This window comes from Delftia sp. WSY_16, from assembly GCF_043104415.1.
Lineage (GTDB): Bacteria > Pseudomonadota > Gammaproteobacteria > Burkholderiales > Burkholderiaceae_C > Comamonas > Comamonas tsuruhatensis.
The window spans coordinates 623,706-648,740 of the sequence record NZ_JBICKS010000040.1; the positions used below are offsets into that span (position 1 = coordinate 623,706).

General features: G+C 64.0%; 22 protein-coding genes. 13 read left to right on the forward strand and 9 right to left on the reverse strand.

All coding sequences use genetic code 11. The features are described from left to right. Position 1: 1 nt before the first annotated feature. The gene (locus tag ACF8O7_RS22490; RefSeq protein ID WP_392444332.1) at positions 2-1,240 is read right to left on the reverse strand and encodes an alpha-xenorhabdolysin family binary toxin subunit A; all 1,239 of its coding nucleotides are present in this window, start codon (positions 1,238-1,240) and stop codon (positions 2-4) included. 487 nt (positions 1,241-1,727) lie between these two features. Here ACF8O7_RS22490 and ACF8O7_RS22495 point away from each other — a divergent pair, with 487 nt between their 5' ends. After that, positions 1,728-2,663: a restriction endonuclease gene (locus ACF8O7_RS22495; RefSeq protein WP_392444512.1), complete on the forward strand. Its 936-nt coding sequence runs from the start codon at positions 1,728-1,730 to the stop codon at positions 2,661-2,663. 1,803 nt (positions 2,664-4,466) lie between these two features. On the opposite strand, the gene ACF8O7_RS22500 is transcribed toward ACF8O7_RS22495, so the two are convergent. Then, on the reverse strand, positions 4,467-4,688 hold the full coding sequence (locus tag ACF8O7_RS22500; RefSeq protein ID WP_392444333.1) for a hypothetical protein: 222 nt from the start codon (positions 4,686-4,688) through the stop codon (positions 4,467-4,469). Between the two features lie 285 nt (positions 4,689-4,973). Then, the gene (locus ACF8O7_RS22505; RefSeq protein ID WP_392444335.1) at positions 4,974-5,372 is read right to left on the reverse strand and encodes a YkvA family protein; all 399 of its coding nucleotides are present in this window, start codon (positions 5,370-5,372) and stop codon (positions 4,974-4,976) included. A gap of 587 nt (positions 5,373-5,959) precedes the next feature. Here ACF8O7_RS22505 and ACF8O7_RS22510 point away from each other — a divergent pair. The 3 genes from ACF8O7_RS22510 to ACF8O7_RS22520 all read left to right on the forward strand — a co-directional run bounded on the left by ACF8O7_RS22510 (position 5,960) and on the right by ACF8O7_RS22520 (position 8,020). Beyond that, entirely contained in the window at positions 5,960-6,895 is a 936-nt protein-coding gene (locus ACF8O7_RS22510; protein ID WP_392444337.1) for a hypothetical protein, read from the forward strand. Positions 6,896-6,906: 11 nt separating this feature from the next. Continuing rightward, positions 6,907-7,398: a hypothetical protein gene (locus ACF8O7_RS22515; RefSeq protein ID WP_392444339.1), complete on the forward strand. Its 492-nt coding sequence runs from the start codon at positions 6,907-6,909 to the stop codon at positions 7,396-7,398. Positions 7,399-7,531: 133 nt separating this feature from the next. Beyond that, entirely contained in the window at positions 7,532-8,020 is a 489-nt protein-coding gene (locus tag ACF8O7_RS22520; protein WP_392444340.1) for a hypothetical protein, read from the forward strand. A gap of 41 nt (positions 8,021-8,061) precedes the next feature. Here the strand turns inward: ACF8O7_RS22520 and ACF8O7_RS22525 are convergent, their stop codons facing one another. Further along, positions 8,062-9,504 (reverse strand): iron-containing redox enzyme family protein, encoded by a 1,443-nt coding sequence (locus ACF8O7_RS22525; RefSeq protein WP_392444342.1) that lies wholly within the window; start codon positions 9,502-9,504, stop codon positions 8,062-8,064. 316 nt (positions 9,505-9,820) lie between these two features. After that, positions 9,821-10,855, reverse strand: a complete 1,035-nt coding sequence (locus ACF8O7_RS22530) for a LacI family DNA-binding transcriptional regulator (RefSeq protein WP_392444343.1) — start codon at positions 10,853-10,855, stop codon at positions 9,821-9,823. Between the two features lie 169 nt (positions 10,856-11,024). Between ACF8O7_RS22530 and ACF8O7_RS22535 the strand changes: the two genes are divergently transcribed. The 5 genes from ACF8O7_RS22535 to ACF8O7_RS22555 all read left to right on the forward strand — a co-directional run bounded on the left by ACF8O7_RS22535 (position 11,025) and on the right by ACF8O7_RS22555 (position 18,347). Beyond that, a complete protein-coding gene (locus ACF8O7_RS22535) occupies positions 11,025-12,029 on the forward strand; it encodes a Bug family tripartite tricarboxylate transporter substrate binding protein (RefSeq protein WP_392444345.1) in 1,005 nt (334 codons plus the stop codon). A 20-nt stretch (positions 12,030-12,049) separates the two neighbouring features. Continuing rightward, positions 12,050-12,889 carry an HpcH/HpaI aldolase/citrate lyase family protein gene (locus tag ACF8O7_RS22540; RefSeq protein WP_392444346.1) on the forward strand — a complete coding sequence of 280 codons (840 nt, stop codon included), beginning with the start codon at positions 12,050-12,052 and terminating at the stop codon, positions 12,887-12,889. A gap of 14 nt (positions 12,890-12,903) precedes the next feature. After that, complete coding sequence (gene araD / locus ACF8O7_RS22545) at positions 12,904-14,631, forward strand: L-arabinonate dehydratase (RefSeq protein WP_392444348.1); 1,728 nt, start codon at positions 12,904-12,906, stop codon at positions 14,629-14,631. 364 nt (positions 14,632-14,995) lie between these two features. After that, positions 14,996-16,687 (forward strand): aspartate-alanine antiporter, encoded by a 1,692-nt coding sequence (gene aspT / locus ACF8O7_RS22550; protein ID WP_013802295.1) that lies wholly within the window; start codon positions 14,996-14,998, stop codon positions 16,685-16,687. 64 nt (positions 16,688-16,751) lie between these two features. Next, positions 16,752-18,347, forward strand: coding sequence for a bifunctional aspartate transaminase/aspartate 4-decarboxylase (locus ACF8O7_RS22555; protein ID WP_016447046.1), 1,596 nt, complete (start codon positions 16,752-16,754; stop codon positions 18,345-18,347). 41 nt (positions 18,348-18,388) lie between these two features. Here ACF8O7_RS22555 and ACF8O7_RS22560 read toward each other — a convergent pair whose 3' ends face one another. Further along, a complete protein-coding gene (locus ACF8O7_RS22560) occupies positions 18,389-19,327 on the reverse strand; it encodes a DMT family transporter (protein WP_313282211.1) in 939 nt (312 codons plus the stop codon). A 75-nt stretch (positions 19,328-19,402) separates the two neighbouring features. Between ACF8O7_RS22560 and ACF8O7_RS22565 the strand changes: the two genes are divergently transcribed. The 4 genes from ACF8O7_RS22565 to ACF8O7_RS22580 all read left to right on the forward strand — a co-directional run bounded on the left by ACF8O7_RS22565 (position 19,403) and on the right by ACF8O7_RS22580 (position 22,033). Continuing rightward, positions 19,403-20,305: a LysR family transcriptional regulator gene (locus tag ACF8O7_RS22565; RefSeq protein WP_392444350.1), complete on the forward strand. Its 903-nt coding sequence runs from the start codon at positions 19,403-19,405 to the stop codon at positions 20,303-20,305. Positions 20,306-20,372: 67 nt separating this feature from the next. Further along, positions 20,373-20,711: a nitroreductase family protein gene (locus ACF8O7_RS22570; RefSeq protein WP_016447049.1), complete on the forward strand. Its 339-nt coding sequence runs from the start codon at positions 20,373-20,375 to the stop codon at positions 20,709-20,711. Positions 20,712-20,840: 129 nt separating this feature from the next. Next, positions 20,841-21,752: a bestrophin family protein gene (locus ACF8O7_RS22575; protein WP_133073817.1), complete on the forward strand. Its 912-nt coding sequence runs from the start codon at positions 20,841-20,843 to the stop codon at positions 21,750-21,752. Positions 21,753-21,823: 71 nt separating this feature from the next. Then, the gene (locus ACF8O7_RS22580; RefSeq protein ID WP_013802290.1) at positions 21,824-22,033 is read left to right on the forward strand and encodes a DUF4287 domain-containing protein; all 210 of its coding nucleotides are present in this window, start codon (positions 21,824-21,826) and stop codon (positions 22,031-22,033) included. Between the two features lie 22 nt (positions 22,034-22,055). On the opposite strand, the gene ACF8O7_RS22585 is transcribed toward ACF8O7_RS22580, so the two are convergent. From ACF8O7_RS22585 to ACF8O7_RS22595, 3 genes are read right to left on the reverse strand one after another with little or no spacing between them, the layout of a single operon-like run. Next, positions 22,056-23,036 carry an alpha/beta hydrolase gene (locus ACF8O7_RS22585; protein WP_034368779.1) on the reverse strand — a complete coding sequence of 327 codons (981 nt, stop codon included), beginning with the start codon at positions 23,034-23,036 and terminating at the stop codon, positions 22,056-22,058. Between the two features lie 2 nt (positions 23,037-23,038). Further along, positions 23,039-23,935 (reverse strand): alpha/beta fold hydrolase, encoded by an 897-nt coding sequence (locus tag ACF8O7_RS22590; protein ID WP_061287907.1) that lies wholly within the window; start codon positions 23,933-23,935, stop codon positions 23,039-23,041. A 39-nt stretch (positions 23,936-23,974) separates the two neighbouring features. Continuing rightward, positions 23,975-25,030 carry a sugar phosphate isomerase/epimerase gene (locus ACF8O7_RS22595; RefSeq protein WP_043820442.1) on the reverse strand — a complete coding sequence of 352 codons (1,056 nt, stop codon included), beginning with the start codon at positions 25,028-25,030 and terminating at the stop codon, positions 23,975-23,977. Between the last annotated feature and the right edge of the window lie 5 nt (positions 25,031-25,035).

Below are 25,035 nucleotides of genomic sequence, written 5' to 3' on the forward strand. Positions count from 1 at the left end.
CTCAGGCTGCCTTCTTGCTGGCCAGGTCCACCAGTTGGTCAACGCTCTGCGCCTTCTTCGGCGTGCCGCCAAAACGGCGGAAATGGTCTGCCTGTCCGGCGACACGCGCCCAGCCCTTCTTTGCCGTGCCCAGCACCACCGTCAGGCTGAACCAGTTTTCCCCTTGCAGGGACTTGCGTCCGGTGGCGCTCAAGACCTTGTGTATGTTGCCCAGATCGGCAGAAATCGCGCGCCATGCCTCGCCCAGCGTCTTGAGCTTGGGACCCAGGTCTTCGATGCTCTTGCTGATGCTGTCAAAGCGATCATTGCTTCGGTTGTAGTAGCCGATGAAGCGCTCGTTCGTGGCCATCGTGGCCTGGATGGTTCTCACCTCATCCACCTTCTCGGCAATCTTCCTGCGCGTGGCCGCAAGGTCCGCACCCACACCGATATCCACCCCCGCCAGAATCAGCGGCCCGAAAAGCGGAATCGCCAGATAGGCCGGAGACGTGGACAGCACGATGACTTCATCCTTTTCCTTGCGGCGCAGGGCCTTCAAGTCGTTCTCCAGCTTCTCCACGGCGGCCTTCAGCTTCTGGTTGGCAGCACCCTCGGCGCCCAGAGTGGTCGTGAACTTCTGCTTTTGTCCATTGAATGAGGTCTTGCAGGCATTCAGGCGCACCAGTATTCCGTTGCCGTTGTCAAGAATGGAGTTCTGCAGCGCGAAGGCACGCACCGATCGCGCATTGGCGTCTTCAATCAACTGCTCCAGCGCGCTGCTGAAATTGCGCTTGATCTGCTCCGAACGCCCGCTGGGCGTATCGCTTTCCCAAACCTTGACCAGGGCCTTCCATTTCGCTTCCACTGCCGGCTCCGCCGATGGGGTGGGCGCTCCCTCCAGATCAAAACGGTCCACCAGCTCGATCAACCGCTCATAGGTGGTTGCCGCCACATCGTTGTACTGAACGATATCGTCGGCAAGGGTCAGCATCTTGTCCTGCACATCGGCCTTGAACTTCTGGCCGACACCCTTGAGCGTGACGAACAGCTCCACCGCTTCGGAAAACTCCGGCCTGAAAGCATCCTGCTTCTGCATGCCCAGCATCGCGCGCATCAGCTCCGTGGTGGTCGGGTTGTCGGTGACTGCAGACTCAAAGAACGTCGTCAGCCCGATCCAGTCCTCTGAACTGAGAACAGAGATTCCCTTGTAGATATCGGCAGACGGGGTGAAGGCATTCGTTGAATTTGCAGAGTCGGACATGGCGAAGGCTCCTGATGGTGAAAGGCCGGATTCGGCCGCGAATCGGTGTGCAAACAAGCGGCGGCGTTGAAGAAATGACCGCACCGCAGTCATCGCCCGCCCTCCTTTTGCGCTCCAGTCGACCGGATGCTAGGTAGCCACCATGGCCCTGTATGTCCCCCAAACAAGTGACACAAATTCATACAGCACTGGGGATAAGGACAGCCGCCGGACTGCTCTCTCACACCCAATGGCGCCTGTCCCCTGCGCGACCCATGGCAATGAGCACGATCAATCCATTGCCCCAAATGACAAGGCAAGGAATTTCGTAGACCAGGCATACGCAACCTGCTACGCAATCAATAGCGCATTGCACACATTCATCGCCAGCCAGAAGACACCACCAGTGTCAATTTCTCTTGATTTCACCGCACTCATTAGCACAGGAATTCGCCTCACCCATAAATGTTGCAAAATGTTCGGCAATTTGAACGATGGAGGAGCGGGAGTGGCAAGAAAACGAAAGACCAGCACGGCAGAAGACCTCATGGATCTGGTCGCCCTGCTGCCCTGGTGGGCCGGCATTGCATTGGCACTCACCAGCTACATGGTGCTGCACTCCATTGCCATCCGTCCCCTGCCTGCAGCACAAAGCCCGCAGCAAATAGGCCAATTGGCCACCACGGCCATATGGCAGGGCCTGGCTACCGGTGGTCAGTACATCCTGCCCCTCATCTGCCTGGCCGGCGCGGCCATTTCCGCCGTGCGCAAGCGCCGCCGAAGCCGGTTGTTCGAAACCACCTCGGCTAGCTCCAGCGCGGATGCGCTGAACAACATGTCATGGCGAGAGTTTGAAACGCTGGTGGGTGAGGGATTTCGGCGGCGCGGCTACGGCGTCAAGGAAACCGGTGGCGGCGGGCCTGATGGTGGCGTGGACCTGATCCTCTCGAAGGATGGCGAAAAGACACTGGTGCAATGCAAGCAGTGGAAAGCCTTCAAGGTAGGCGTTGCCACTGTGCGCGAGCTTTATGGCGTCATGGCAGCTGATGGGGCTGCTGCCGGCTTTGTGGTGACCTCTGGCCGATTCACTCAGGAAGCTGCAGCATTTGCTGCAGGAAGAAATATCCACCTCATGGACGGCGCCGCGCTCATGAAATTGCTGACGGAGGCAAAGGCCCAGACAGGAGCGGCTTCAACAACCAAGGCCCGGACTTCTGTAGCTTTGGCGAGCCCTGTGTCTGTGGCCGAGCCTGTCAAGACGGAGCCTGCTTTCGACACCGTGCGACCGGCTGCCGCCCCAATACCCGGCTGTCCTCAATGCGGGAAAGCCATGGTTCAGCGGGTTGCCAAGCGAGGGCCTGCGGCTGGGAAGGCGTTTTGGGGGTGTTCGGCGTTTGGTGCGGGGTGTCGGGGGACTCGGGAGATGGTTGGGAATGGAGTTTAGTTTTGGAGATGGCCTGCTTTCGACCCAGAGCAGCCGGCTAAGGCAAAGCTACAAAGCCGTCATCTACCGATGTGCGGAACCCATGGCATGGCCCCACTCCGTGCGCAAGCTATAGTGTTTAGAACGAATGCGCTCACCGCCCTGATTCAGCAACCGTGTGGCGCGCAACACAGGAGGGGCGGCGGGTTTCATGGCTAAATTTATTACTGTATTTTTTATATAAAATGCACGCGACAAAGCTAGGCTACAAGCCCTTTGCAGCGTTTTTCCCGTGCCGATTTAGACCGCAAGCGCCAGATATGGCCTGCGGCTCGGTGCGGTCTACACTACGGTAGATATAGCAGGAGAAGAAATGGCTAATGTGCGCTTGGCACCTGATGGTTCATACGTTTTTGGTAATCCTCAACTCGCTCCAGACGGTACATATGTTGGCGGACCTCCTCAGCTCACTCCCAATGGAAAATATGTAGCTGGAAGGCCCAGACTTGCCCCAGATGGCACTTATGTGGCTGGTCGTCCTCACTTGGCACCAGATGGCACATATGTTGGTGGTCGACCAATTCTTGCTCCAAACGGGAAGTACGTTGGCGACGGATCCGAATAAGTGCTATCTAAGCCGGTGCTCAAGCCGCCCCGCCTTCGGCGGTCGGCTTAACTTATTCGTTAGCCGTCATTTAGGAAGCCATGGCACTCGAACAGGAAATTTCACTTCTGCGTGACGCCCTCGACCACATCGCACGCATCGCCAACGCGTCACGCCAACAAACGAGAAGACTCGACTGGATATCCTCCCGGGCGAGGGAGGCACTTCGGGGTGTTGAATGGAATCGTGAATACCTTCCGGAACCCAAAAAGGCATCTATGGAGGAGGTTCATGATCTTCGTGGGACCATGTTCATGCTGGTTCGTGCCTGCGAGACAGAGAATCTAGCGGCCATATCAGCTGCGGTCGAGGAAGCGAGAGCAAATCACCCTTCGTTGTTTCGGAAACGAGATGCCAGCTAACTCGCCGTTCGAGCCGACCACCTCCGGCGGCGGCTGAACGTCAACGTTAGGCGGCAGAATTCACCACTTCTTTTGCCACATGACAACTACTTCAACATCGCGCGATCTCGCCGCTTCGTTTCGTGTCCTTCCCGTATGGTTTGTTATCGGAGCAGGGTGCGGCGGCGGCGCATGGTGGGCGGGCTCATCTGAGTGGCCTGCTCGAGTGTTTGGCTTCGCTTTCGGCGTATCAACTTTGCTCTTGGCGCTTTTGCTGGCCTTGGGCGCGCTTTTCTTCCTCGCACGCACGAGTTGGAAGCGGGCCAAGCACGCAGGCAACGACTTCGAGAATTTCGCGCCATGGGTGCTTGCTCGCCTTCAGCGAGGAGTGTCGGTCCTACTGGGAGTAGCTCTCGTCGCCTTGCTCGCCTGGTGGTCGGTCGGTAGCCGGAATGGGGCAAAAGTAGCCTTGCTCTGTTTGCTCTTCGGTGGTTGTATCCAGTTCTGTGCCTACTGTCTCCAGGTCCTACGGAGCGCGCATGAACAATCAAAAACCGCAGCCTAACCTTACGCTCGAGCCGACTCGCAACGGCTAGTCACTTCAGGCCCGTCATTTCATTCTGGGCTTCCGTGCCCAGCCCCACTCGCGGCTCAGCTTAAACGTTGAGCCCCCGCTTGTACTCGCAGCCACCGGCAGCTCCTGGCCGAGAGCAGTCCTCAATAGCCCAGCTCTCCACGCGCTCCAAACCCTGCTAGCAACCGCAAAAGCACCCAGAAAGGCCACGCATTACATGCGTGGCCACCCAGGGCAGCACACAGTCAATCCAGCTCCCGCACCACCCCGCGCTCACTAACTCCCCCCATCACCCCTTCAAGCGCCTCTTCCTGCGCCTGAATAAACGCAAGCAATTGCCCAGGAGTCACCGGCTCCAAGGCATGCCCCGGGTAGGCGCCAATGATCAAACTGGAAATCAGCCCCAACTGATCCTGCACGCGCCGCAGGCTGTTGTACTCGGGCTCGGAAAGTTGAAAGTACAGCATGGCAACTCCTCAATGAGCACGCTTGGCGGCTGACGCAAAGGAATGCCCAAGTGCTCGAAGCACGGGACCACGCAAAGGATTGGGAGAGGGTTCGGGCATTGATACGCCCGCAAGGAAAGCAGCCATAAGGCCTCCTGTGAGTACGTCCAACTGCTTTCGGGAGTGTGGCGGGACCGCCTGTGAAGGTGTGTTCAGCACCTGGGCGAGATGATACAGCGCTCAGGCACAGCTCCCGCATCCTTGTGTTGCACGCCCGCCGCCGCTCAGCCCGGCAAAGCTCCGCGCTCAAAGCCCCCAGCGCCCTCGGAGCACAAGGAAGGCCCCCACGCAAACACATAGCCAGACGCCCACCACCAGAGCGACTCCGGCACGGCTTCGGGGCTTGCGGCCTTGGGCCTGCATCCAGGCCTCGGCCTGCTGGCGGCTGTCGGCCAACACGGCCGGGGGAAGCAGCCGCACGGTGAGCCAGATCAGCGCGGGCAGCAGCAGGACGTCATCCACATAGCCCAGCACGGGGATAAAGTCGGGGATCAGGTCGATGGGGCTCAGGGCGTAGGCGACCACAAAAGCGCCCAGGGTCTTGGCATACCAGGGCGTCTGCGGGCTCTTGCAGGCAAACCACAGGGTGACGCCATCGCGCTTGATGCGTCGTGCCCAGGCCTTCAATCTTTCACTGGCTGTCATGGATATACGAGGTTGTGACCGGGCTGGATGATGGCGGCCGGCTGTTGCCCTTGGGGCTGCGCCGCTAGGCCCGCGCAGCACTCGATGATATGGAACGCCAGCCCGCTGCGCGCGGTGTCCTTGTACCGGGTCTTCATGACCGCATCACCACGGTGCCGTGCCTGTGGCCGCAGAGGCCCCCAGCACGGCGGTGTCGGGTGGCCTGCGTCCACTGGGGCAAATGGCTGCCCTGACTGGCAAGGCTTTATCACCGCCCTCTTCCCCATTCCAAGACCCATATCGACTGCACTCAAGGCGTGCATCTCATATATGCATCTAGGAATAATCTGAAAATAATCAGCCACCAGCCTTTCTGCTTGACTTCCAGATACCCAAGAAATCAAATAGCCGGACTCCCACAACGGAATTCCCAGGCCATTGATTGACATTGGCCTTGGGAATGATTGCGAACGCGCAATTCCCACTCCCATACCTTGATCGGACCTGATTTCTCACAGGACCGAGGGTAGGCCTGCGTTTGTGATTTTTCTGGCATTTGGCAAACCACCATTTCCTTATTCATTCCATTAACCATTCGCTTGCAGGCCATGGCAACATCCACCGATCTCACCCGCCCGTATATCAGCTATGAAAAGGCCTTCAACAGGCAGATCACCCGCGCCATGGACAGCCAGCAGGTGGACGTGGTGGTACTCACGCCGCAAGAGTTCCTAGGCGTCCTGCAAGACAGGTCGCGCAATGACCCACGCCTGGAGGCCAGCCTGCGCGCCATCCTGGCCCAAAGCGCCTTGGGCAAGTATTGGACGCAGACGGCCAGCCCCAATGCCGGCAAACCCTGGACCATCCCCGCCTCCATGCTGGCCAATGACGCCTACCTGTTCACCAGAACGCTGATTGCATTGCGCCTTGCCGGTGCGCGCACCTATGTCAAGGCGACGCCCAAAGGCACCTATATCATCATCACGGGCCGAGCCGGGTTTCGCGGCAATCTGCTGCAGGGCACGCGCTTTCTCACCACCAATCCCCGCATGGTCCAGATGGGTCTGGGCATGCGCGGCCTTCAGGGCGTTGCCAGAGGGGGCTTCATCTTGAGTTTGGTCGTTGGCATCGGCGTGGAGACATTGGACTTCATCTTCAACGACGAGAAGACCATGCATGACCTTGTGGGAGGGATTGGAGTGGAGGCTGTCAAGGCGGGGTTGGCGACGATGGTTGGTATAGGCACGGGAATTTTTGTCGCAAGCTTAACCACTATTGCTGTTTTTTCTTTAGGTGCCATGGCCTTAATGGTACTTTTTACCGGGATAGCTTTAAATGGAATCGATAAAAGTTGGGAAATAAAGAAAAATGTTATTACTTCATTAAAAATTTTGACAAACAGCACACCTTCTGGCATATACCGCGTTAATACTGACGCTCTCGTCACAGAACAGTTGAGTGGCAATCATGAAACAACAGAGATTAAAGAAATACCCCAGAACCATCCTAAAAATTTACTATCCCCTATCAATCGCAAAAATTGATTAGTCTTGAAATGGACAAAAGAAATTTAACCGAAATCAGAAGATCACTAATATGGAGTATTCCACTTTTTCTACTGCTTCTAGCAATGTCAATTTGGAGTATTTTCTATTCTCTATGCGAAACCGTAAATGATTTGAATAAACTCGCGCCATCAGTAAGAATCACACCATTTGATCCAATTGCGTTGTGTGTGCCAATAATTTCAATCACAGGAATTATCATTGCAATACAAAAAGCAATCCCTTGCATGGAAGAAGCCATAAAAATCCCAACGCGTATTTTTTTATCCGCCATAGCCGCAGGAGTTTTTATTATGTTTTTTTGTCTTTTTGCAATTACGCCTTATCAGTACTATGCTATGCCCAAAATGGGCTATACCCGCTGCAACGTTTTGAAAGACCACCCCACCATATATTTTACGGACTGGGTTAGGAATCCAGATTGGTGTGTGCGTGGCAAAAGCCGGGAATGGGTCAATGAGCAAGCTCGTTTGGGGAAATAAGGCAACCGTACTCTTTTGAACGCAACGGCTGCAGTTATTATATTTACCGAAATTGGCTCAATTTTATTGATCAAAGACCAAGCAGTCTTGCCGCGCAGAAACAGCAGCAAAAATTAGCAGCCAGGAATACACAATGCAAGATCGCGTCAAGCAGAACAGAAAAAATATTATTTGGGCTATTCCTTTTGCCATAGTGCTGCTTATTATCGATTTTTACCTTATCCGTGAAATTGTTATACCGGAGACTCTAGATCTCTTTAATCTTTCACCAGTCGTTAGAATAACACCGCTATCTCCAATGATAGGCTCCTTCTGGGCAATCCCATTGACATTGATAGTGGCAGTTATTGCCAACGCAATTCCTTTCAAAAAGCGAACACTTAAAAAGGTGGAATGCATTCTCCTCTCTTCCACTTTCGTCAATATATTCTTTGCCGCTGTCGGATTTTTTGCAATACTACCTTTGCAGTACTACGCCATGCCCCAACTTGGATATACACACTGTAATATTCTAGAAGGCCACTCAAATAAAGATTCTATGGACTGGGTCAAAAACCCAGAATGGTGTGTGCGTGGCAAAAGCCGGGAATGGGTCAAGGAGCAAGCCCGTCTTGCCCAATGACCCGATGATTTTTCCCGGCTAGGTAAAGAGGGTCGAATGGCCTACCGGCCCAGGAACAGGCGGGTGGCGCGCAGGCCCAGGGGCGTCCAATGCAGGCCCGGTGACATGGCCTGTACCAGCAACTCATGCTGGGCCGCTGGATCTAGCGTGGGGTAGCGCTGCTCGAAGAGCATCAGGTCGGTGTCCAGTTCCTGCGCGCTGCGGCCCGGGTCCGGCCGCTCACCACGGGATGTGCGCAGGCGCTCGGCCACGCGAAAGCTCATGCGCCGCGCCGGTTTGCCGGGCTCGGCCACGGATTCGAAGGAGGCGCCATCCGCACTGGCCGGCCCACGCAGCCAGTCATGAATGACTTGCAGCTCATAGGGAGAGAAAACACCGAACATCTCTGCCCGCTCGCCCTGCAGCAGCTGCCAGAAGCGGCTTTCCTCAGCAGGCCGGTTGCGTTGTATCCAGCGTGCCTGCTCCAGCGCGCCCAGGAAGGCAGGCATGTCCTGCGCACGGGACAGCCAGTCATTGACGCTGCGGCCGGCCACCTTGCAGAAGTCCGAGTGCGCGCCATGCCCGGAAGGCGATTTGCGCGCCAGGATGCGCACCACCTCAGCTTCGATATCGAAGGACCTGATCACGTCCAGCGTGCTGGTGCCCGTGTCTGCCAGCCGGGCACCAGCGCGTACGCGGCGCCAGTATTCGCCGCCATCGTCAATGCGCGGCGCGTTCTCCCAGGCGGCAATGCAGGCGCGCCGGGCATGGCCGGTGTCGGCGTTGTCCACGGTCACATGCAGCGTGAAGTAGTAGAGATCTATCCCCAGTTCATTGAGTTCGTAGGCGGTGATGAGCAGGTGCAGCGGCAATTGCTCATAGCCCAGGTTGAATCCCACGATCTCGGGCAGGAACTGCTGCGCATTCCAGCCCAACGCCAGCTGTACCAGCCCCTGGCGGTACAGGTCGTCGGGCAGGTCCTCCACGGGGTCAAGGCCATACCTGGCCAGCAGCTCCCGGTAGAGCTTGACGTGGTTCTTGTCGGCCATGCCGTCGCCCAGTTCTTCCACATAGGTGGTGACCAGGTCCGACATGCGTGAGTTGCCCGCATGCGCGCACAGGCCGTACAGCCAGGAACCGTCCACCAGCTTGATAGGTGCCACATTGCGCAGGAAGTACAACGCATGGGCGCGGTTGCCGAAGTAGCGGCGTGCCGCACCCGCCTTGCGCTCTGCCAGGTAGGCCTGGTACTGGGCGTGCACTTTTTCGACATTGGCACGCATCCAGTCGGTCAGGTGCTCCGGGTTGTCCGGCAGGCCATCGGCATCGGCAGAGGTCTCGGCGATCACGCCGTGCAGGAAGTCCGCAGCAGCCTGGCGCTCCTGTTCGGTGGGCAGATGGTTGGCCAGGCGCTCGTAGAGCGGCACATGCAGGAAAGAAGGCTCAAGCGTGCCTGCGCCAGCGGCCAGCTCGGTACGTGGGGGGTCCAGCAGTTCTGTGTTCATGGTGGGGCTTTGGTCCGTAACGCCTTCAGGATGCGGTGTGGCCCTCGGTACAGCCATCGGGCCAACGCCTTCCTGTGCGTCGTAATACGCCTACCTTTGGCGCAGGCGCCCGGGCCGGCCCGCCGTCGCCCTGGCGCCCGCGCTCTTGGCAGTGGAACAGGACCCGGCCCGGCCTTGCCGGCGAGCATTGGCTGGTACTGGGCGCCGGCCTGCTGGGCATGGGCTGGGCCCGGTTATGGACAAGCGCGGCGTCTTGCTGATACTGAGATAAAGCCGGTCTTCCTGCCGCTGCCCGGCCATCGCCTCACGCTGGCGCTCAGCGCGCATCTTGGTGCCCACGCGTACTCCCCCTCCCCACCACCTCAAACCCCATATCCTGCGCGGCCACCGCCACGCCACCGGCCATGCGCGCAATCAGCGCCTCTGCGCCCAGGCGGCCGATGGCGGCGCCGTCCACGCGCACGGTGGACAGGGCGGGCCAGGCGTCCAGCGCCAGGGCCTGGTCGCCAAAGCCCAGCACGCCGAATTCCTCGGGCATGCGCAGGCCCAGTGCGTGGGCGTGGGAGAGCACGCCTTGCGCCAGCGCATCGGAGCTGCAGAAGACGGCATCGGCCTCCGGTACCTGGGCGCGCAGGGCGTTCAGGGCATCGCGGCCACGGCCGGATTGGGGGATGGCTTCCGAGAAGACGATTTGCGCAGGAACCGGGGCACCGGCTTCCGCGGCAGCGCGGGTGAAGCCCAGGGCACGGCGGGCGGCGCGGCTGTCGTCGGCGCGCAGGATGGCCGGGCGCCGGTAGCCGCAGGCGGCCAGGTGGCGGAAGGCAGCGCGGCCCGCGTCTTCCTGCGAGAAGCCGACCGCCATATCCAGCGGATGGGGCTGGTAGTCCCAGAGTTCGACCACGGGCACGTCGGCATTGACCAGCAGGCGCCGCGTGCGGGCCGTGTGCTCGGTGCCGGTGAGCACGATGCCGTCCGGGCGGCGGCTGAGCATGGCGGCCAGCCAGGTTTCCTCATGCTCCGGGTCATAGCTGGAGATGCCCAGCGTGGTTTCATAGCGCTGCGCGGCCAGGGTGTGGATGAGCGCATCGAGCATGTCGGAAAACAGCGAGTGCCCCACCGAGGGCACGATGGCCGCCACCAGCCGCGTCTGGCGCGAGGTCAGCCCGCCCGCCAGGGAGTTGGGCACGTAGCCCGATTGCTCCACGGCCTGCGCCACGCGCAGCCGCGTGGCCTCGGCCACCAGTTCAGGCCGGTGCAGCGCGCGAGAGGCGGTGATGGGCGACACGCCGGCAATGCGGGCCAGGTCCTTGAGCGTGGGCGCATTGGCGTTGCGCGGGGTGCGGAGGGTCATGCGAGGCCTTTGCCTGGAATGGCGATGGAGAGGCGGCTTGAGGATGATTGCGTGGTCATGTTAACGATGATGTCCATCAGCACGGTCTGATTGTTTCCCCTCGTACGTCCGAATGGAGAGCGCTGCCTTTGCTTGAAATGATTGCGCAATCATTCAAGAGGAGACCACCATGCGCCCTTCGCACTCCAACCGCCGCAGCGCCATGGCGCGCCTGCTGGCTGCGGCCCTGGCTCCGGCCTCGATGCTGGCCCCGGCACACGCCCAGGCCCAGGCTGCCTGGCCCATCAGGCCGATCACGCTGGTGATTCCCTTCCCTCCCGGTGGCCAGACCGATGTGGTGGGCCGGCTGGTGGGAGAGCGCCTGTCGCAGCGCCTGGGCCAGCCCGTGGTGGTGGAGAACCGGCCCGGCGTGAATGGCTCGCTGGCCTCCGAGGCCGTTGCGCGGGCGCGGGCCGATGGCTACACGCTGGTGATTGGCGGGCCGGGCACGCATGCCATCAACCAGCTGGTCAATCCCAACGTGAAGTACGACGCGCGGCGGGATTTCACGCACATTGCCATGCTGGGGCGCGTGCCCATGCTGCTGCTGGCCTCGCCCAGGCTGAAGGTCGCTTCGGTGGCCGACGTGGTGGCCCTGGCCCGGGCCAGCCCCGGCACGGTGAATGTGGCGCTGACGGGCATTGGCTCGTCCAGCCATGTGACGACGGAGCTGCTGCGCCAAGCGGCCGGCGTGAGCTTCAACAACGTTCCCTACAAGGGCGATGTGCCCGCCATGACCGATGTGATGGGCGGCCAGGCCGACCTGCTGTTCGTGCCCGCCACCTCGGCCGTGGGCTTTGCGCAGGCGGGCAAGCTGCGTGCGCTGGCCGTGGCAGGCGAGCGGCGCCTGGCGGCCCTGCCCGATGTGCCCACCATGGCCGAGGCCGGCCAGCCGCAGGTCGTCAACTATTCATGGACCAGCCTGGCGGGGCCGCCGGGCATGCCGGCCGATGTGGTGGAGCGGCTCAACCAGGCCTGCCAGTCCCTCCTGGCCGAACCCGAGGTGGCGGCCCGCCTGACCGCCATGAGCAACGAGCCCACGCCGGGCACGCCCGCCCAGGCCGCCAGCTTCATCGCCGCCGAGGTGGCGCGCTGGAGCGAGGTGGTGCGCAAGGGAAATATCCAGGTCCAGTGAACAGCTTCAGGAGAGTCCCCATGAGCATGCTGCCCGCCAATACGTTCAAGCGCGCGCTGCGCGAAGGCCGCCCGCAGATCGGCCTGTGGTCCACCATTCCCTCCCCCTTTGTCTGCGAGATGATCGGCGGCGCGGGCTACGACTGGGTGCTGCTCGATACCGAGCACACGCCCACCGACGTGCCGCCGATGCTGGGCCAGCTGCAGGCCGTGGCCGCCGCCCTGCCCGCACCGGGCGCCCTGCCCGTGCATGCCGTGGTGCGGCCCGCCTGCAACGATGCGGTGCTGATCAAGCGCTACCTGGATCTGGGCGCCCAGTCCCTGCTGCTGCCCTTTGTGCAGAACGCGCAGCAAGCGCGGGATGCCGTGCGCGCCATGCGCTATGCCCCCCAGGGCATGCGCGGCATGGGCGGTTCCACTCGCGCGGCCAACTTCGGGCGCACGGCCGACTATGTGGCACGTGCGGCCGACGAGCTGTGCCTGCTGGTGCAGGTGGAGACGGCCGAGGCGCTGGAGCAGATCGAGGCGATTGCGGCCGTCGATGGCGTGGACGGCATCTTCATCGGCCCCGCCGACCTGTCGGCCAGCCTGGGCTATCCGGGCCAGGCGCGCCACCCTGTGGTGAACCGGGCCATCGACCAGGCCATCGCCCGCATCCGCGCCTGCGGCAAGGCGCCGGGGATCCTGATGGTGGACGAGGCACGGGCGCGCGAATGCCTGGAGCTGGGCGCGCAGTTCGTGGCCGTGGCGCTGGACACGCTCTTGCTGCGCGACGGGCTGGATGCGGCGGCGGCGCGCTTCAGGAAAGGGCCGCTGGCCGCGAACCCGCCAGGGCCCGCATCCACTGCCGGCAGCTACTGAGGAGCCCCACAACAATGACACGTTCCCCCGAATCCCTGCGCAGCGCACGCTGGTTTGCTCCCGATGATTTCCGCTCCTTCGGCCACCGCTCGCGCGTGCTGCAGATGGGCTATGGCTACGAGGACTGGATGGGCAAGCCCGTGATCGCCATCGTCAACACCTGGAGCGATGCCAACCAGTGCCATGCCCACTTTCGGCAGCGCGTGGAAGACGTCAAGCGCGGCGTGCTGCAGGCCGGAGGATTTCCGCTGGAGCTGCCGGCCATCTCGCTGTCGGAAAGCATGGTCAAGCCCACGACCATGGTCTATCGCAACTTCCTGGCCATGGAGACGGAGGAGCTGCTGCGCAGCCACCCGGTGGACGGCGCCGTGCTCATGGGCGGCTGCGACAAGACCACGCCGGGGCTGACCATGGGGGCGATCTCCATGGGCCTTCCCTTCATCTACCTGCCGGCCGGCCCCATGCTGCGCGGCAACTGGAAGGGGCAGGTGCTGGGCTCGGGCTCGGACGCCTTCAAGTTCTGGGACGAACGCCGCGCCGGCCGGCTGGATGAGCAGGCCTGGCGCGAGATGGAAGCCGGCATTGCCCGCAGCCACGGCACCTGCATGACCATGGGCACGGCGGCCACCATGATGGGCATTGCCGAGGCCGTGGGCCTGGCGCTGCCGGGCGCTTCGTCCATTCCGGCCGCCGACGCCAACCACATCCGCATGAGCACCGACTGCGGCCGCCGCATCGTGCAGATGGTGTGGGAAGACCTCACGCCCGCCCGCATGCTCACGCGTGCGCATTTCGAGAACGGCATTGCCTGCGCCATGGCCATGGGCTGCTCCACCAACGCCATCATTCACCTGATCGCCATGTCGCGGCGCGCGGGCCATCCGGTCAGCCTCGATGACTTCGACGCCTTCAGCCGCCGCGTGCCCGTGATCGCCAACATCCGGCCCAGCGGCGACCGCTATCTGATGGAGGATTTCTTCTATGCAGGCGGCCTGCGCGCCCTGCTGGAACGCATCCGCCCGCATCTGGACACCGGGGCCATGACGGTCAACGGCAAGACCCTGGGCGAGAACATTGCGGGCAGCCAGGTCCACCAGGACGACGTGATCCGCCCCCTGTCCAGCCCCATCTACGCAGAAGGGGCGCTGGCCGTGCTGCGCGGCAACCTGGCGCCGGACGGCGTGGTCATCAAGCCCAGCGCCTGCGCCCCGCACCTGCTGCGCCATACGGGGCGCGCGCTGGTATTCGACGACTACCCCAGCCTCAAGCAGGCCGTGGACGACCCCCATCTCGATGTGAACAGAGAAGACATCCTGGTGCTGCGCAACGCCGGCCCCAAGGGCGCGGGCATGCCCGAATGGGGCATGCTGCCCATTCCCACCAGGCTGCTCAAGCAAGGCGTGAAAGACATGCTGCGCCTGTCCGACGCCCGCATGAGCGGCACCAGCTACGGCGGCTGCCTGCTGCACTGCTCGCCCGAATCCGCCGTGGGCGGGCCGCTGGCCCTGGTGCGCACGGGCGACCGCATCACGGTGGACGTGCCCGCCCGCCGCATCCACCTGGAAGTCAGCGACTCAGAACTCGCCACCCGCCGCGCCGCATGGATTCCCCCGCCCGCGCGCTACGAGCGCGGCTATGGATGGCTGTTCGGCCGCCATATCCTGCAGGCTAATGAGGGATGCGATTTTGATTTTCTGGAGACGGGCTTTGGGAGGGCTGTGCCGGAGCCGGATATTTTTTGAGAGCGTGAATGGCACAGGGTCTGCCCAGGCGCAGGGCGGCCCGTGCAGCCCTGCCTGTCCAGGTTCTACGACATCAGCCGCCTCCAGGCTGACGGCCAAGTCCTACATCGCCACTCCTTTTTGTCATGAATAGTGGCTCTGTTTTCGACAAGATACTGATTCAAGCAAGCCAATGGAAACGCCATATCCAATTGAATATTGATGAATACGAAAACCGCCGCATTCATCAAATATCGATAGGCATTTTCTAATAGCGACTCGCCGTTTCCCAGTCCACGCGCACGCAATGCCCCCTGCCCTCCTGGGGCAGCCGCTTCCGTTGCCTTGCGCCGCCGTGGACCTCAACCCAGAAGCAGAGGTGGCTGTGGACTTTCTCAGAAGCATCTTTCATCAGGCTCCGGAAATCGCGCTGTTTGCGGCCTTGGCGCTCGGTTACTGGGTGGGCAAGTTCAGGTTCGGGTCGTTCCAGCTGGGGGGCGTGGCGGGGTCGCTGCTGGCGGCGGTGCTGATCAGCCAGGTGGGGGTGACCATTGATTCGGGCATCAAGGCGGTGCTGTTTGCGCTGTTCATCTATGCCGTGGGCTTCGAGAGCGGGCCGCAGTTCTTCCGCTCGCTGGGGCGGCAGTCGGTCAAGGAGATCCTGATGGCCCTGGTGGTGGCCGTGTCGGGGCTGGTCACGGTGGTAGTAATCGCCCGGGTGTTCCATCTGGACAAGGGGCTGGCGGCGGGGCTGGCGGCGGGCGGGCTGACGCAGTCGGCCATCATCGGCACGGCGGGCTCGGCCATCGAGAAGCTGGGGCTGGCGCCCGACGAGGTGCAGCGCATGCAGGCCAATGTGGCCATCGGCTATGCGGTGACCTATATCTTCGGCTCCTTCGGCGCCATCATCATGTGCGTGAACGTGCTGCAGTGGCTGACGGGCCGCAAGATCCGCGAGGACGCGATCCAGGCCGAGCAGGAGCTGCTCAAGGGCGTGCGCGTGTACGGAACCGGCGAGTCACCGGCCGTGCCGGATCTGGTGGGCCGCATTTTCCGCGTGGGCCAGGCGGGCCGCACCGTGGCGGAGCTGGAGGCCAGCGCCACCGCCAACGGCGGCACGGTGACGGTGGAGCGCATACAGCGCAAAAACGCGCTGGTGGGCGTGGACGGCAGCCTGGCGCTGGAGGCCGGCGACATCATCTTGCTGGTGGGCCGGCGTGCGGCCGTGGTGGCGCTGGGCGCCTCGGTGGGCGAGGAGCTGCAGGGCGCCGAGGGCATGGACGTGGTGATGGTGCGGCGCGACGTGGCCATCTCCAACAACCAGTATCTGAACCGCAGCGTGAAGGACATCCTGGACAGCCTGTCGCAGGAGTTCAAGCACGGCGTGTACGCAGTGGCGCTGATGCGCGCGGGCACGCCGGTGCCGATTGCGCCGGCCACCATGGTCATGCCGGGCGATGTGGTGACGCTGTTCGGCACGCCGCAGGATGTGCAGAAGGCTGCGCAGTCGGTGGGCCCCATCATCGTGCCCAGCGACAAGACGGACTTTGTCTTCCATGGCCTGGGCATCACGGTGGGCCTGCTGATCGGGCTGCTGGTGCTGCGCCTGGGCTCCATTCCCATCACGCTGGGCAGCGGCGGCGGCGCCCTGCTGGCGGGCCTGCTGTTCGGCTGGTGGCGCAGCCGCAAGCACACCTTCGGCAACATGCCCACGGCCGCCTCCACGCTGCTGCGCGACCTGGGCCTGGCCGGCTTCGTGGCCATGGTGGGTCTGCAGTCGGGCCAGCAGGCCGTGACCACGGTGATGCAGCAGGGCCTGACGCTGTTCCTGCTGGGCGTGGTGGTGACCATCGTGCCGCTGCTGATCGCCATGCTGTTCGGCAAGTACGTGCTGCGCTATGACAACGTGGCCGTGTTCGCGGGCTCGCTGTCGGGGGCGCGCAGCGCCAACCCGGCGTTTGGCGAGATTCTGGACAAGGCCGGCAACTCGATTCCCACGGCACCGTTCGCGATCACCTATGCGCTGGCCAATGTGTTCCTCACATTGCTGGGCCCGCTGGTCATCGCCTTTGCCTGATCACCCCTGATCACCCCTGACCGATCCCCAAGGACCACCAAGGACCATCACAAGGAGCTGCGCAATGAGCAAGGATTATCGGAGTCTGGCGAATTTGAGCCCGTTCGAACTCAAGGACGAGCTGATCAAGGTGGCCTCGGGCAAGGCCAACCGCCTCATGCTCAATGCGGGGCGCGGCAATCCCAACTTCCTGGCGACCACGCCGCGCCGGGCCTTCTTCCGGCTGGGGCTGTTCGCGGCGGCGGAGTCGGAACTGTCGTACTCCTACATGACGGTGGGCGTGGGCGGGCTGGCCAAGCTCGACGGCATCGAGGGCCGCTTCGAGCGCTTCATCGCCGAGCACCGCGACCAGGAGGGCGTGAAGTTCCTGGGCAAGTCGCTGAGCTATGTGCGCGACCAGCTGGGGCTGGACCCCGCCGCCTTCCTGCACGAGATGGTGGACGGCATCCTGGGCTGCAACTACCCCGTGCCGCCGCGCATGCTCACCGTGAGCGAGCAGATCGTGCGCCAGTACATCGTGCGCGAGATGGCAGGCGGCGCCGTGCCGCCCGAGTCGGTGGACCTGTTCGCGGTCGAGGGCGGCACGGCGGCCATGGCCTATATCTTCGAGAGCCTGCGCATCAGCGGCCTGCTCAAGGCTGGCGACAAGGTGGCCATCGGCATGCCGGTGTTCACGCCGTATATCGAGATTCCCGAACTGGCCCAGTACGACCTCAAGGAAGTGCCCATCCACGCCGACCCCGACAACGGCTGGCAGTACTCCGACGCCGAGCTGGACAAGCTCAAGGACCCGGACGTCAAGATCTTCTTCTGTGTGAACCCCAGCAACCCGCCGTCCGTGAAGATGGACCAGCGCAGCCTGGACCGCGTGCGCGCCATCGTGGCCGAGCAGCGGCCCGACCTGCTGATCCTCACCGACGATGTCTACGGCACCTTTGCCGATGAATTCCAGTCGCTGTTCTCGGTCTGCCCCCGGAACACGCTGCTGGTGTATTCGTTCTCCAAGTATTTCGGGGCCACGGGCTGGCGCCTGGGAGTGATCGCGGCGCACAAGGACAACGTGTTCGACCATGCGCTGGCGCAGTTGCCCGAGTCCGCCAAGAAGGCGCTGGACCACCGCTACCGCTCGCTGCTGCCCGATGTGCGCTCGCTCAAGTTCATCGACCGCCTGGTGGCCGACAGCCGCGTGGTGGCGCTGAACCACACGGCCGGCCTGTCCACGCCGCAGCAGGTGCAGATGGTGCTGTTCTCGCTGTTTGCGCTCATGGATGAAGCGGACGCCTACAAGCAGGCCCTCAAGCAGCTGATCCGCCGCCGCGAGGCCACGCTGTACCGCGAGCTGGGCATGCCCCCGCTGGAGAACCCCAACTCGGTCAACTACTACACGCTGATCGACCTGCAGAACGTGACCTGCCGGCTCTACGGCGAGGCCTTCTCGCAATGGGCCGTGCAGCAGTCGTCCACGGGCGACATGCTGTTCCGCGTGGCCGATGAGACCGGCATCGTGCTGCTGCCAGGCCGTGGCTTCGGGTCCGACCGGCCTTCGGGCCGCGCCTCGCTGGCCAACCTCAACGAGTACGAGTACGCGGCCATAGGCCGCGCCCTGCGCCGGCTGGCCGACGAGCTGTACGAACAGTACAAGGCGCTGGGCAAGGAGTAGGCCCTGCGCACAAGGCACGCACGGCTCATCGCCCGCACGGCTCACCGCAGCTGTCGGGCCTTGACCACCAGCAGCGCCCCGGCCATCAGGCCCACACCGGCCAGTTGCACGGCGTCCAGCGCACGCCCGTAGACGGCCCAGTCCAGCACGATGGCCGTCAACGGATAGACGTACTGCAGCACGGCGATGCGGCCCAGCGTGAGGCGGGCCATGCCTGCAAAAAGGATGGCATAGGCCAGGCCGGTGTGCAGCACACCCAGCCCTGCCAGCCAGGCCCAGGATGACGGCGCCTGCGGCCAGCCATGAACCAGCGGCACCCACAGCAGCAGCACGGTGCCGACCGCGCATTGCCACCAGGCCAGCGCAAACGGCGTGACCACTTTCTCGGTCTTGGCCAGGATGGTCACGGCTGCATAGCACAGCGAGCCGGCCAGGCACATGAGCAGTCCGGACACATGGTCCGGTCCCCAGGCCGCCGCATCGCCACCCAGCAGCCCCGTGGTCAACACCAGTCCCAGCAACGCCGCCAGCATGGCCACCGCCTGCCGTGGCGCCACGGCCTCGCGCAGCACCAGGGTGCCGAACAGCATGATCCACACCGGCTGGATGTGGAACACGATGGTGGCCACGCCAATGGAGGTGCGCGGTATGGCGGCAAAGAACAGCGCCCAGTTCAGCACCATGAGGACGCCGGTGGCCGCCACCACCGGCCAGCTCCTGCCGCGCACGCGCAACTCGCCCATGCGGCCCGTGGCCAGCCCCCAGGCCAGCAGCGCCAGGGCACCGAAGGCGCAGCGGAACAGCACAGTGACCAGCGGATGCTGTCCGGCCTCCTGCACGAACACGCCCACGGTGCCCAGCAGCACGCCGCCCGCGATCATCAGCCACTGGCCGCGTGTCTCCTGCGCTGTGGGAGCGGCTTGTGCGGTCGCGGCGGAGGCTACGGATGCGGCCTGTAACGAATGGGTTCTGTCTTGCATGGCCACGATCGTCTCGTGGCAGGAAATTCTCGTAAAGCAAATAGTTTGCAGGTTTAGTATTCGATATTCGAATCCATGGAGCATGCCGTGAACCACCCCGACCTGCAGATCGACTGGCTGCGCGCCCTGGTGGCCGTGGTGGATGCGGGCTCGCTCTCGGCTGCCGCGCCGCTGCTGCACCGATCACAGGCCGCCGTGAGCATGCAGATCAAGAAGCTGGAGACCGCCCTGGGCCGGCCCGTGCTGCTGCGCGGCCCGCGCCATCTGCAGCTGACGCCCGCAGGCGCCGAGCTGCTGGGCTATGCGCGGCGCATGCTGGAGCTGCAAGCCCAGGCGCAGGCGGCCCTGTTCGGCCCCGACCTGTCCGGGCGCGTGCGGCTGGGCGTGCCGGACGACTACGCATCCACCTATCTGACGCCCGTGCTGCGCAGCTTCGCGGGCCGCTACCAGGGCGTGGAGATCGAGCTGACCTGCGAGCAGTCCACTGCACTCATCCCGCAAGTGGTGCGCGGCACGCTGGACCTGGCCCTGGTCTCGCGCGACAGGCCCCAGCGCGGGCGCCTGCTGTTCCACGAGCCCCTGGTCTGGGTGGGCGCGCCGCAGCACGAGGTGTGGAGGAAGAATCCCCTGCCGATTGCCGTCTACGAGGCCGCCAGCCTGGCGCGCACGGCCGCGCTGTCCAGCTTGGCAGCCCAGCGGCGCGCGCACCGCGTGGTCTATCACAGCTCCAGCCTTGCCGGCCAGCTGGCCGCCGTGGAAAGCGGCCTGGCCGTGGCGGTGTTCACGCGCTGCAGCGTGCCCCCGCACCTGCAGGTGCTGCAGAACCTGCCGGCCGGCTTCGAGCTGCCGCCGCTGGTGTCCATGGAAGTGTCGGCCCTGCGCAGCAAGGCCTCGCAGGGCTCGGCGGCCGTGGATGCCATGTATGGGCAGTTGATTGCGACACTGGGCCAGGCACCTCAGGAACTGACCAAGGCCTGACGCCTGGCGAGGTTCGGCAAGCATTCTGCGCACGCATTTCGCTGTATAGCTGCGCTCGCGCGTTCCCGTGCGCGAGCAATGGCTGGCCGCAGGGGCTGCCCTGGGCAACTTCCTCAATGCCGCCCACCATTTGGGCTTTGGTGCCATCGTGCTCAGTGGCGAGCGCTGTTTTGACCCGGCCCTGCATTCAGCGCTGGGTTTGCGCGAGGGCGAGCACCTGGCCGGCTTCATCAGCCTGGGCACCATCACCAGCCAGCCATCCCCGCGCGCAACGGTGGCGCCCTCTTCCATGCGCAGGGCATGGCAGGCGGAGCAGGCAGCAGCGGTCACGGCACAGGCCCTTCTCCAGCCAGACGGCAACCACGACAGCCACGGCAGCCACAGCAGCCACGGCAGCGATCTTTGAAGCCGCAGCCAGCGCGTGCAGGGTGGCGCACAGGTGGCGCACTGACTGCGCGGGGCGGTTAGAGTTGCGGGGCTGCTGCGCCCTCTTGCCCCCTCTTGCGCCCTCTTTTCCATCACGGAACAAGCTTTCATGATCATCCGGCCCCGCCCCCACTGGCTGCGCATGCTCTTCGTGCTGCGCGGCTCGGTGCTGCCCGACATCCTGCCCCAGCTGATGGCCGCCACCCTGTTCGCCGTGCTGGTCACGGCCCTGCACGGCCAGCTGTTCGCCTGGAAGGTGCCGCTGAACTTCGTGCCGTTTTCGCTGATCGGGCTCACGCTGGCCATCTTCCTGGGCTTTCGCAACAGCACCAGCTACGCGCGCTATTGGGAGGCGCGCACGCTGTGGGGCACCCTGCTCAACGAGACGCGCTCCCTGGTGCGCCAGGCCCGGACCTTGACCGACGCACCGCAGCACGCCCAGGCGCTGGCCTTGGTTCTGGCGGCCTTCGTACATGCGCTACGCCACCAGTTGCGCGGCACCGATGCCGCGGCCGACATGCGCCGCCTGCTGCCCACCGCCGACTGCGAACGCCTGGCCACGGCGCGCTTCAAGCCTGCCGTGCTGCTGCTCATGGCCGGCGAATGGCTGCAGGCGCGCCGCCAAGACGGCAGCCTGCAGCCGGTGCTGGTGCCCGCCATGGAGGCGCCGCTGTGCAAGCTGGGCGAGGCACTGGGCGGCTGCGAGCGCATTGCGGGCACGCCCATCCCCTTCACCTACGCGGTGATCATCCACCGCACCATCTACCTGTACTGCCTGCTGCTGCCCTTCGGCCTGGTGGATTCCATCGGCTTCATGACGCCGGTGATCGTGGCCTTCATCGCCTACACCTTCTTCGCGCTGGAGGCACTGGGCGCCGAGCTGGAGGAGCCCTTCGGCACGGCACCCAACGACCTGGCGCTGGACGCCATGTCGCAGATGATCGAGGCCACGCTGCGCGAGCTGACCGGCGAGGTGCTGCCCCCTGCGCCGCAGCACAAGGATGTGCTGTTCCTGACCTGACCCCGCCTGCCGGCCCGGACAGCGCCAGCGGCACAATCTGCCACCCGCATCACAGAAAAAGGACAAGCGCCATGACGGAGACAAGCAAGGTCAAGGGACCGGCCTCGTATTTCCCTTCCATCGAGAAGACCTACGGCCAGCCGATTGCGCACTGGATGGACCTGCTGCAACAGCAGGACACCCGCAAGCACATGGAACTGGTGGGCTGGCTCAAGGCCCAGCACCAGATGGGGCACGGCCATGCGAATGCGCTGGTGGCCGTGTTCCTGGCGCAGGCCTGACCTGACCTGCACCCCGCAACCCTCAGCCGATGGCCGTGCCGAAAGCCTGGCGCACGGCGACACCCGCTTCGTCAAACAGGCGGCGTGATGCCGGCGCCAGCCCCAGCATGTGCATGCAGGCGTGCACCATGCCGGGCAGGCGCACGGCCTGCACCGCCACACCGGCCTGCGCCAGCCGCTGCGCATAGGCTTCGGCCTCGTCGCGCAGCGGGTCGTATTCGCAGCTGATCACCGTGGCAGGCGGCAGGCCTGCCACGTGGTCCGCGCGCAGCGGAGAGACAAGTTCGTGCCGCCCCGATGCCGCATCGCCCAGGTACGCGCCATAGCAGTACTCCATGGCCGCACGCGTGAGGTAGTGGCCCTCTCCAAACTGGAGGAACGACGGCGAGTCCATGGCCGCGTCCAGTGCCGGGTACAGCAGCAGCTGGTGGGCGATGGCCGGTGCGCCCGCCTCTCCCCAGCCTTCTTGCTGCCGCGCCAGCAGGCAGGCTGCGGCCGCGAGGTTGCCGCCCGCGCTGTCTCCGGCCACGCCGATGCGCCTGCGATCCAGGCCCAGCGCATCGGCCTGCCCAAAGGTCCAGGCAATGGCATCGCAGAAGTCATGCAGCGGCCCGGGAAAGCGGTGCTCGGGCGCCAGCCGGTAGTCCACCGAGACCACGACGGCGCCCGTTGCCATGGCCAGTGCGCGGCAGGGGTTGTCGTAGACCTCCAGCGAACCCAGGCACCAGCCGCCGCCGTGGGCGAAGACCAGGGCGGGCTGGGGCGTGGGTGTGTCCGAGGCCAGCGGCCGGTAGATGCGCACGCGCAGCGGCGCACCGTCGCGCGCGGGCAGCGTGAAGTCTTCGGTGCGGGCCACGGCCTCGGCCGGGCCATGCAGGGCGCGCAGCCCGGCGTCGGTGGCCTCGCGCAGCGCCGCCAGCGTGGGCTGCGTGGGCGGGGCCACGGCCTGGGTTGCCTGCGCCAGCTCGGCGAGATAGCGCGCAATGTCAGCGTCCAGGCCCATGGTCACAGCGTCCTTTGCAGGAAGGGCAGCAGCTCGGCGATGAAGGGCTCGGCGGCTTCCTCCATGATGAAGTGGCCGCAGCCCGGCACGATCACGCCCGACAGGTCATCGGCATGGCCGCGCAGCGTGGCCAGCGGCGCATCGGCCGTGGCGTGCTCGGCGCCAATGGCCAGCACGGGCATGGCCAGCGGGCGCAGCGCACGCTCGCGGTTCTGGCGGATGGTTTCGGGAATGGCGCGGTAGTAGGCAAAGCCGCCGCGCAGGCCACCGGGCGCCGCATAGGCATCGACATAGACGTCGACGGCCACGCGGTCGCGCCGCAGCGACCAGCGGTTGAACATGAATTCCAGGTAGGCACGCTCGCGCCCCGCGATCAGGGTCTCGGGCAGGTCGGCCAGCTGGTTGAACATGAAGTGCCACAGGAAGATGTTCTGCTCGGGCGGCGCAAAGATGCTGGGCTCGGGCGCCAGGCCAGGGATCACGGCCTCGGTCAGCGCCAGGGACTGCACGGCCTGCGGCTGGTCGCTGGCAAGCGCATAGGCCACCCACATGCCCACGTCGTGGCCGGCGACCTGGTAGCGCTCATGGCCCAGCGCCAGCATGGTGCGGTGCAGGGTCTGCGCGATGGAGCCCGTGTCGTAGCCGGTGTCGGGCCGGTCGGAAAAGCCCGTGCCCGGCGGATCGACGGCAATGGCCTGAAAGCCCTGCGCCGCCAGTGCCTGCATGACGTGGCGCCAGGCATACCAGGTCTGGGGCCAGCCCGGGATCAGCAGCACGGGCGCGCCCTGCCCGGCCGTGATGCAGTGGATGCGGCGGCCGTCGATGCGCACGTAGTCGTGCGAGAACTCGCAGGCCTGGTCTTCCTGCTTGCGCAGGGCGTTCGATGTGAAAGCGTTCATTGTTGGATTCTTTTTGAGGTTCTTTGGCTGCGGGCGTGCTCAGGCGATGCCGAGCATGGCGTTGATCTGGCGCTGGTCCACGGGGGCGCCGGCGAAGTCGTCAAAGATCTTGTCGGTCACGCGGATGATGTGGCGGTTGATGAAGTCCACGCCTTCGCGCGCACCGTCCTCCTGGTCCTTGAGGCAGCACTCCCATTCCAGCGAGGCCCAGCCCTGGTAGTCGTACTGGGCGAACTTGGAGAAGATGGCCTTGAAGTCCACCTGCCCGTCGCCCAGCGAACGGAAGCGCCCTGCCCGCTCCAGCCACGAGGAATAGCCGCCGTAGATGCCCTGGCGCCCGCTGGGCAGGAACTCCGCATCCTTCACATGGAACATGCGGATGTGCTCGCGGTAGATGTCGATGTAGTCGAGGTAGTTGAGCTGCTGCAGCACGAAGTGGCTGGGATCGAACAGGATCTTGCAGCGCGCGTGCTGGCCCACCAGCTCATGGAAGCGCTCGAAGCTGGTGCCGTCGTGCAGGTCTTCGCTGGGGTGGATTTCGTAGCACAGGTTCACGCCCTGCTCGTCGCAGGCGTCGAGGATGGGGCGCCAGCGGCGCGCCAGCTCCTCGAAGGCGGTTTCGATCAGGCCGGCCGGGCGCTGCGGGAACGGGAACAGATAGGGCCAGGCGAACGAGCCCGAGAACGTGCCCATGTCGCTCAGCCCCATGCGGCGCGATGCACTGGCCGACAGCTTGAGCTGCTCCAGCGCCCAGGCCGTGCGTGCGGCCGGATTGCCGCGCAGCGCCTCGGGCGCAAAGCTGTCGCACATGGCGTCGTAGGCCGGGTGCACGGCCACGAGCTGGCCAAAGATGTGCGTGGTCAGCTCGCTGGCCACCAGGCCGTGCGAGGCCAGCATGCCGTTGACATCGTCGCAATAGGTCTGGCTGCTGGCGGCCGTGGCCACGTCGAACAGGCGCTGGTCCCAGGCGGGAATCTGCAGGCCCTTGAAGCCCACGCCGGCCGCCCAGCGTGCGATGTCTTCCAGGGAATTGAACGGTGCCTTGTTGTCGGCGAACTGCGCCAGATGAAGGCTGGGGCCCTTGATGGTCTGCATGTGAT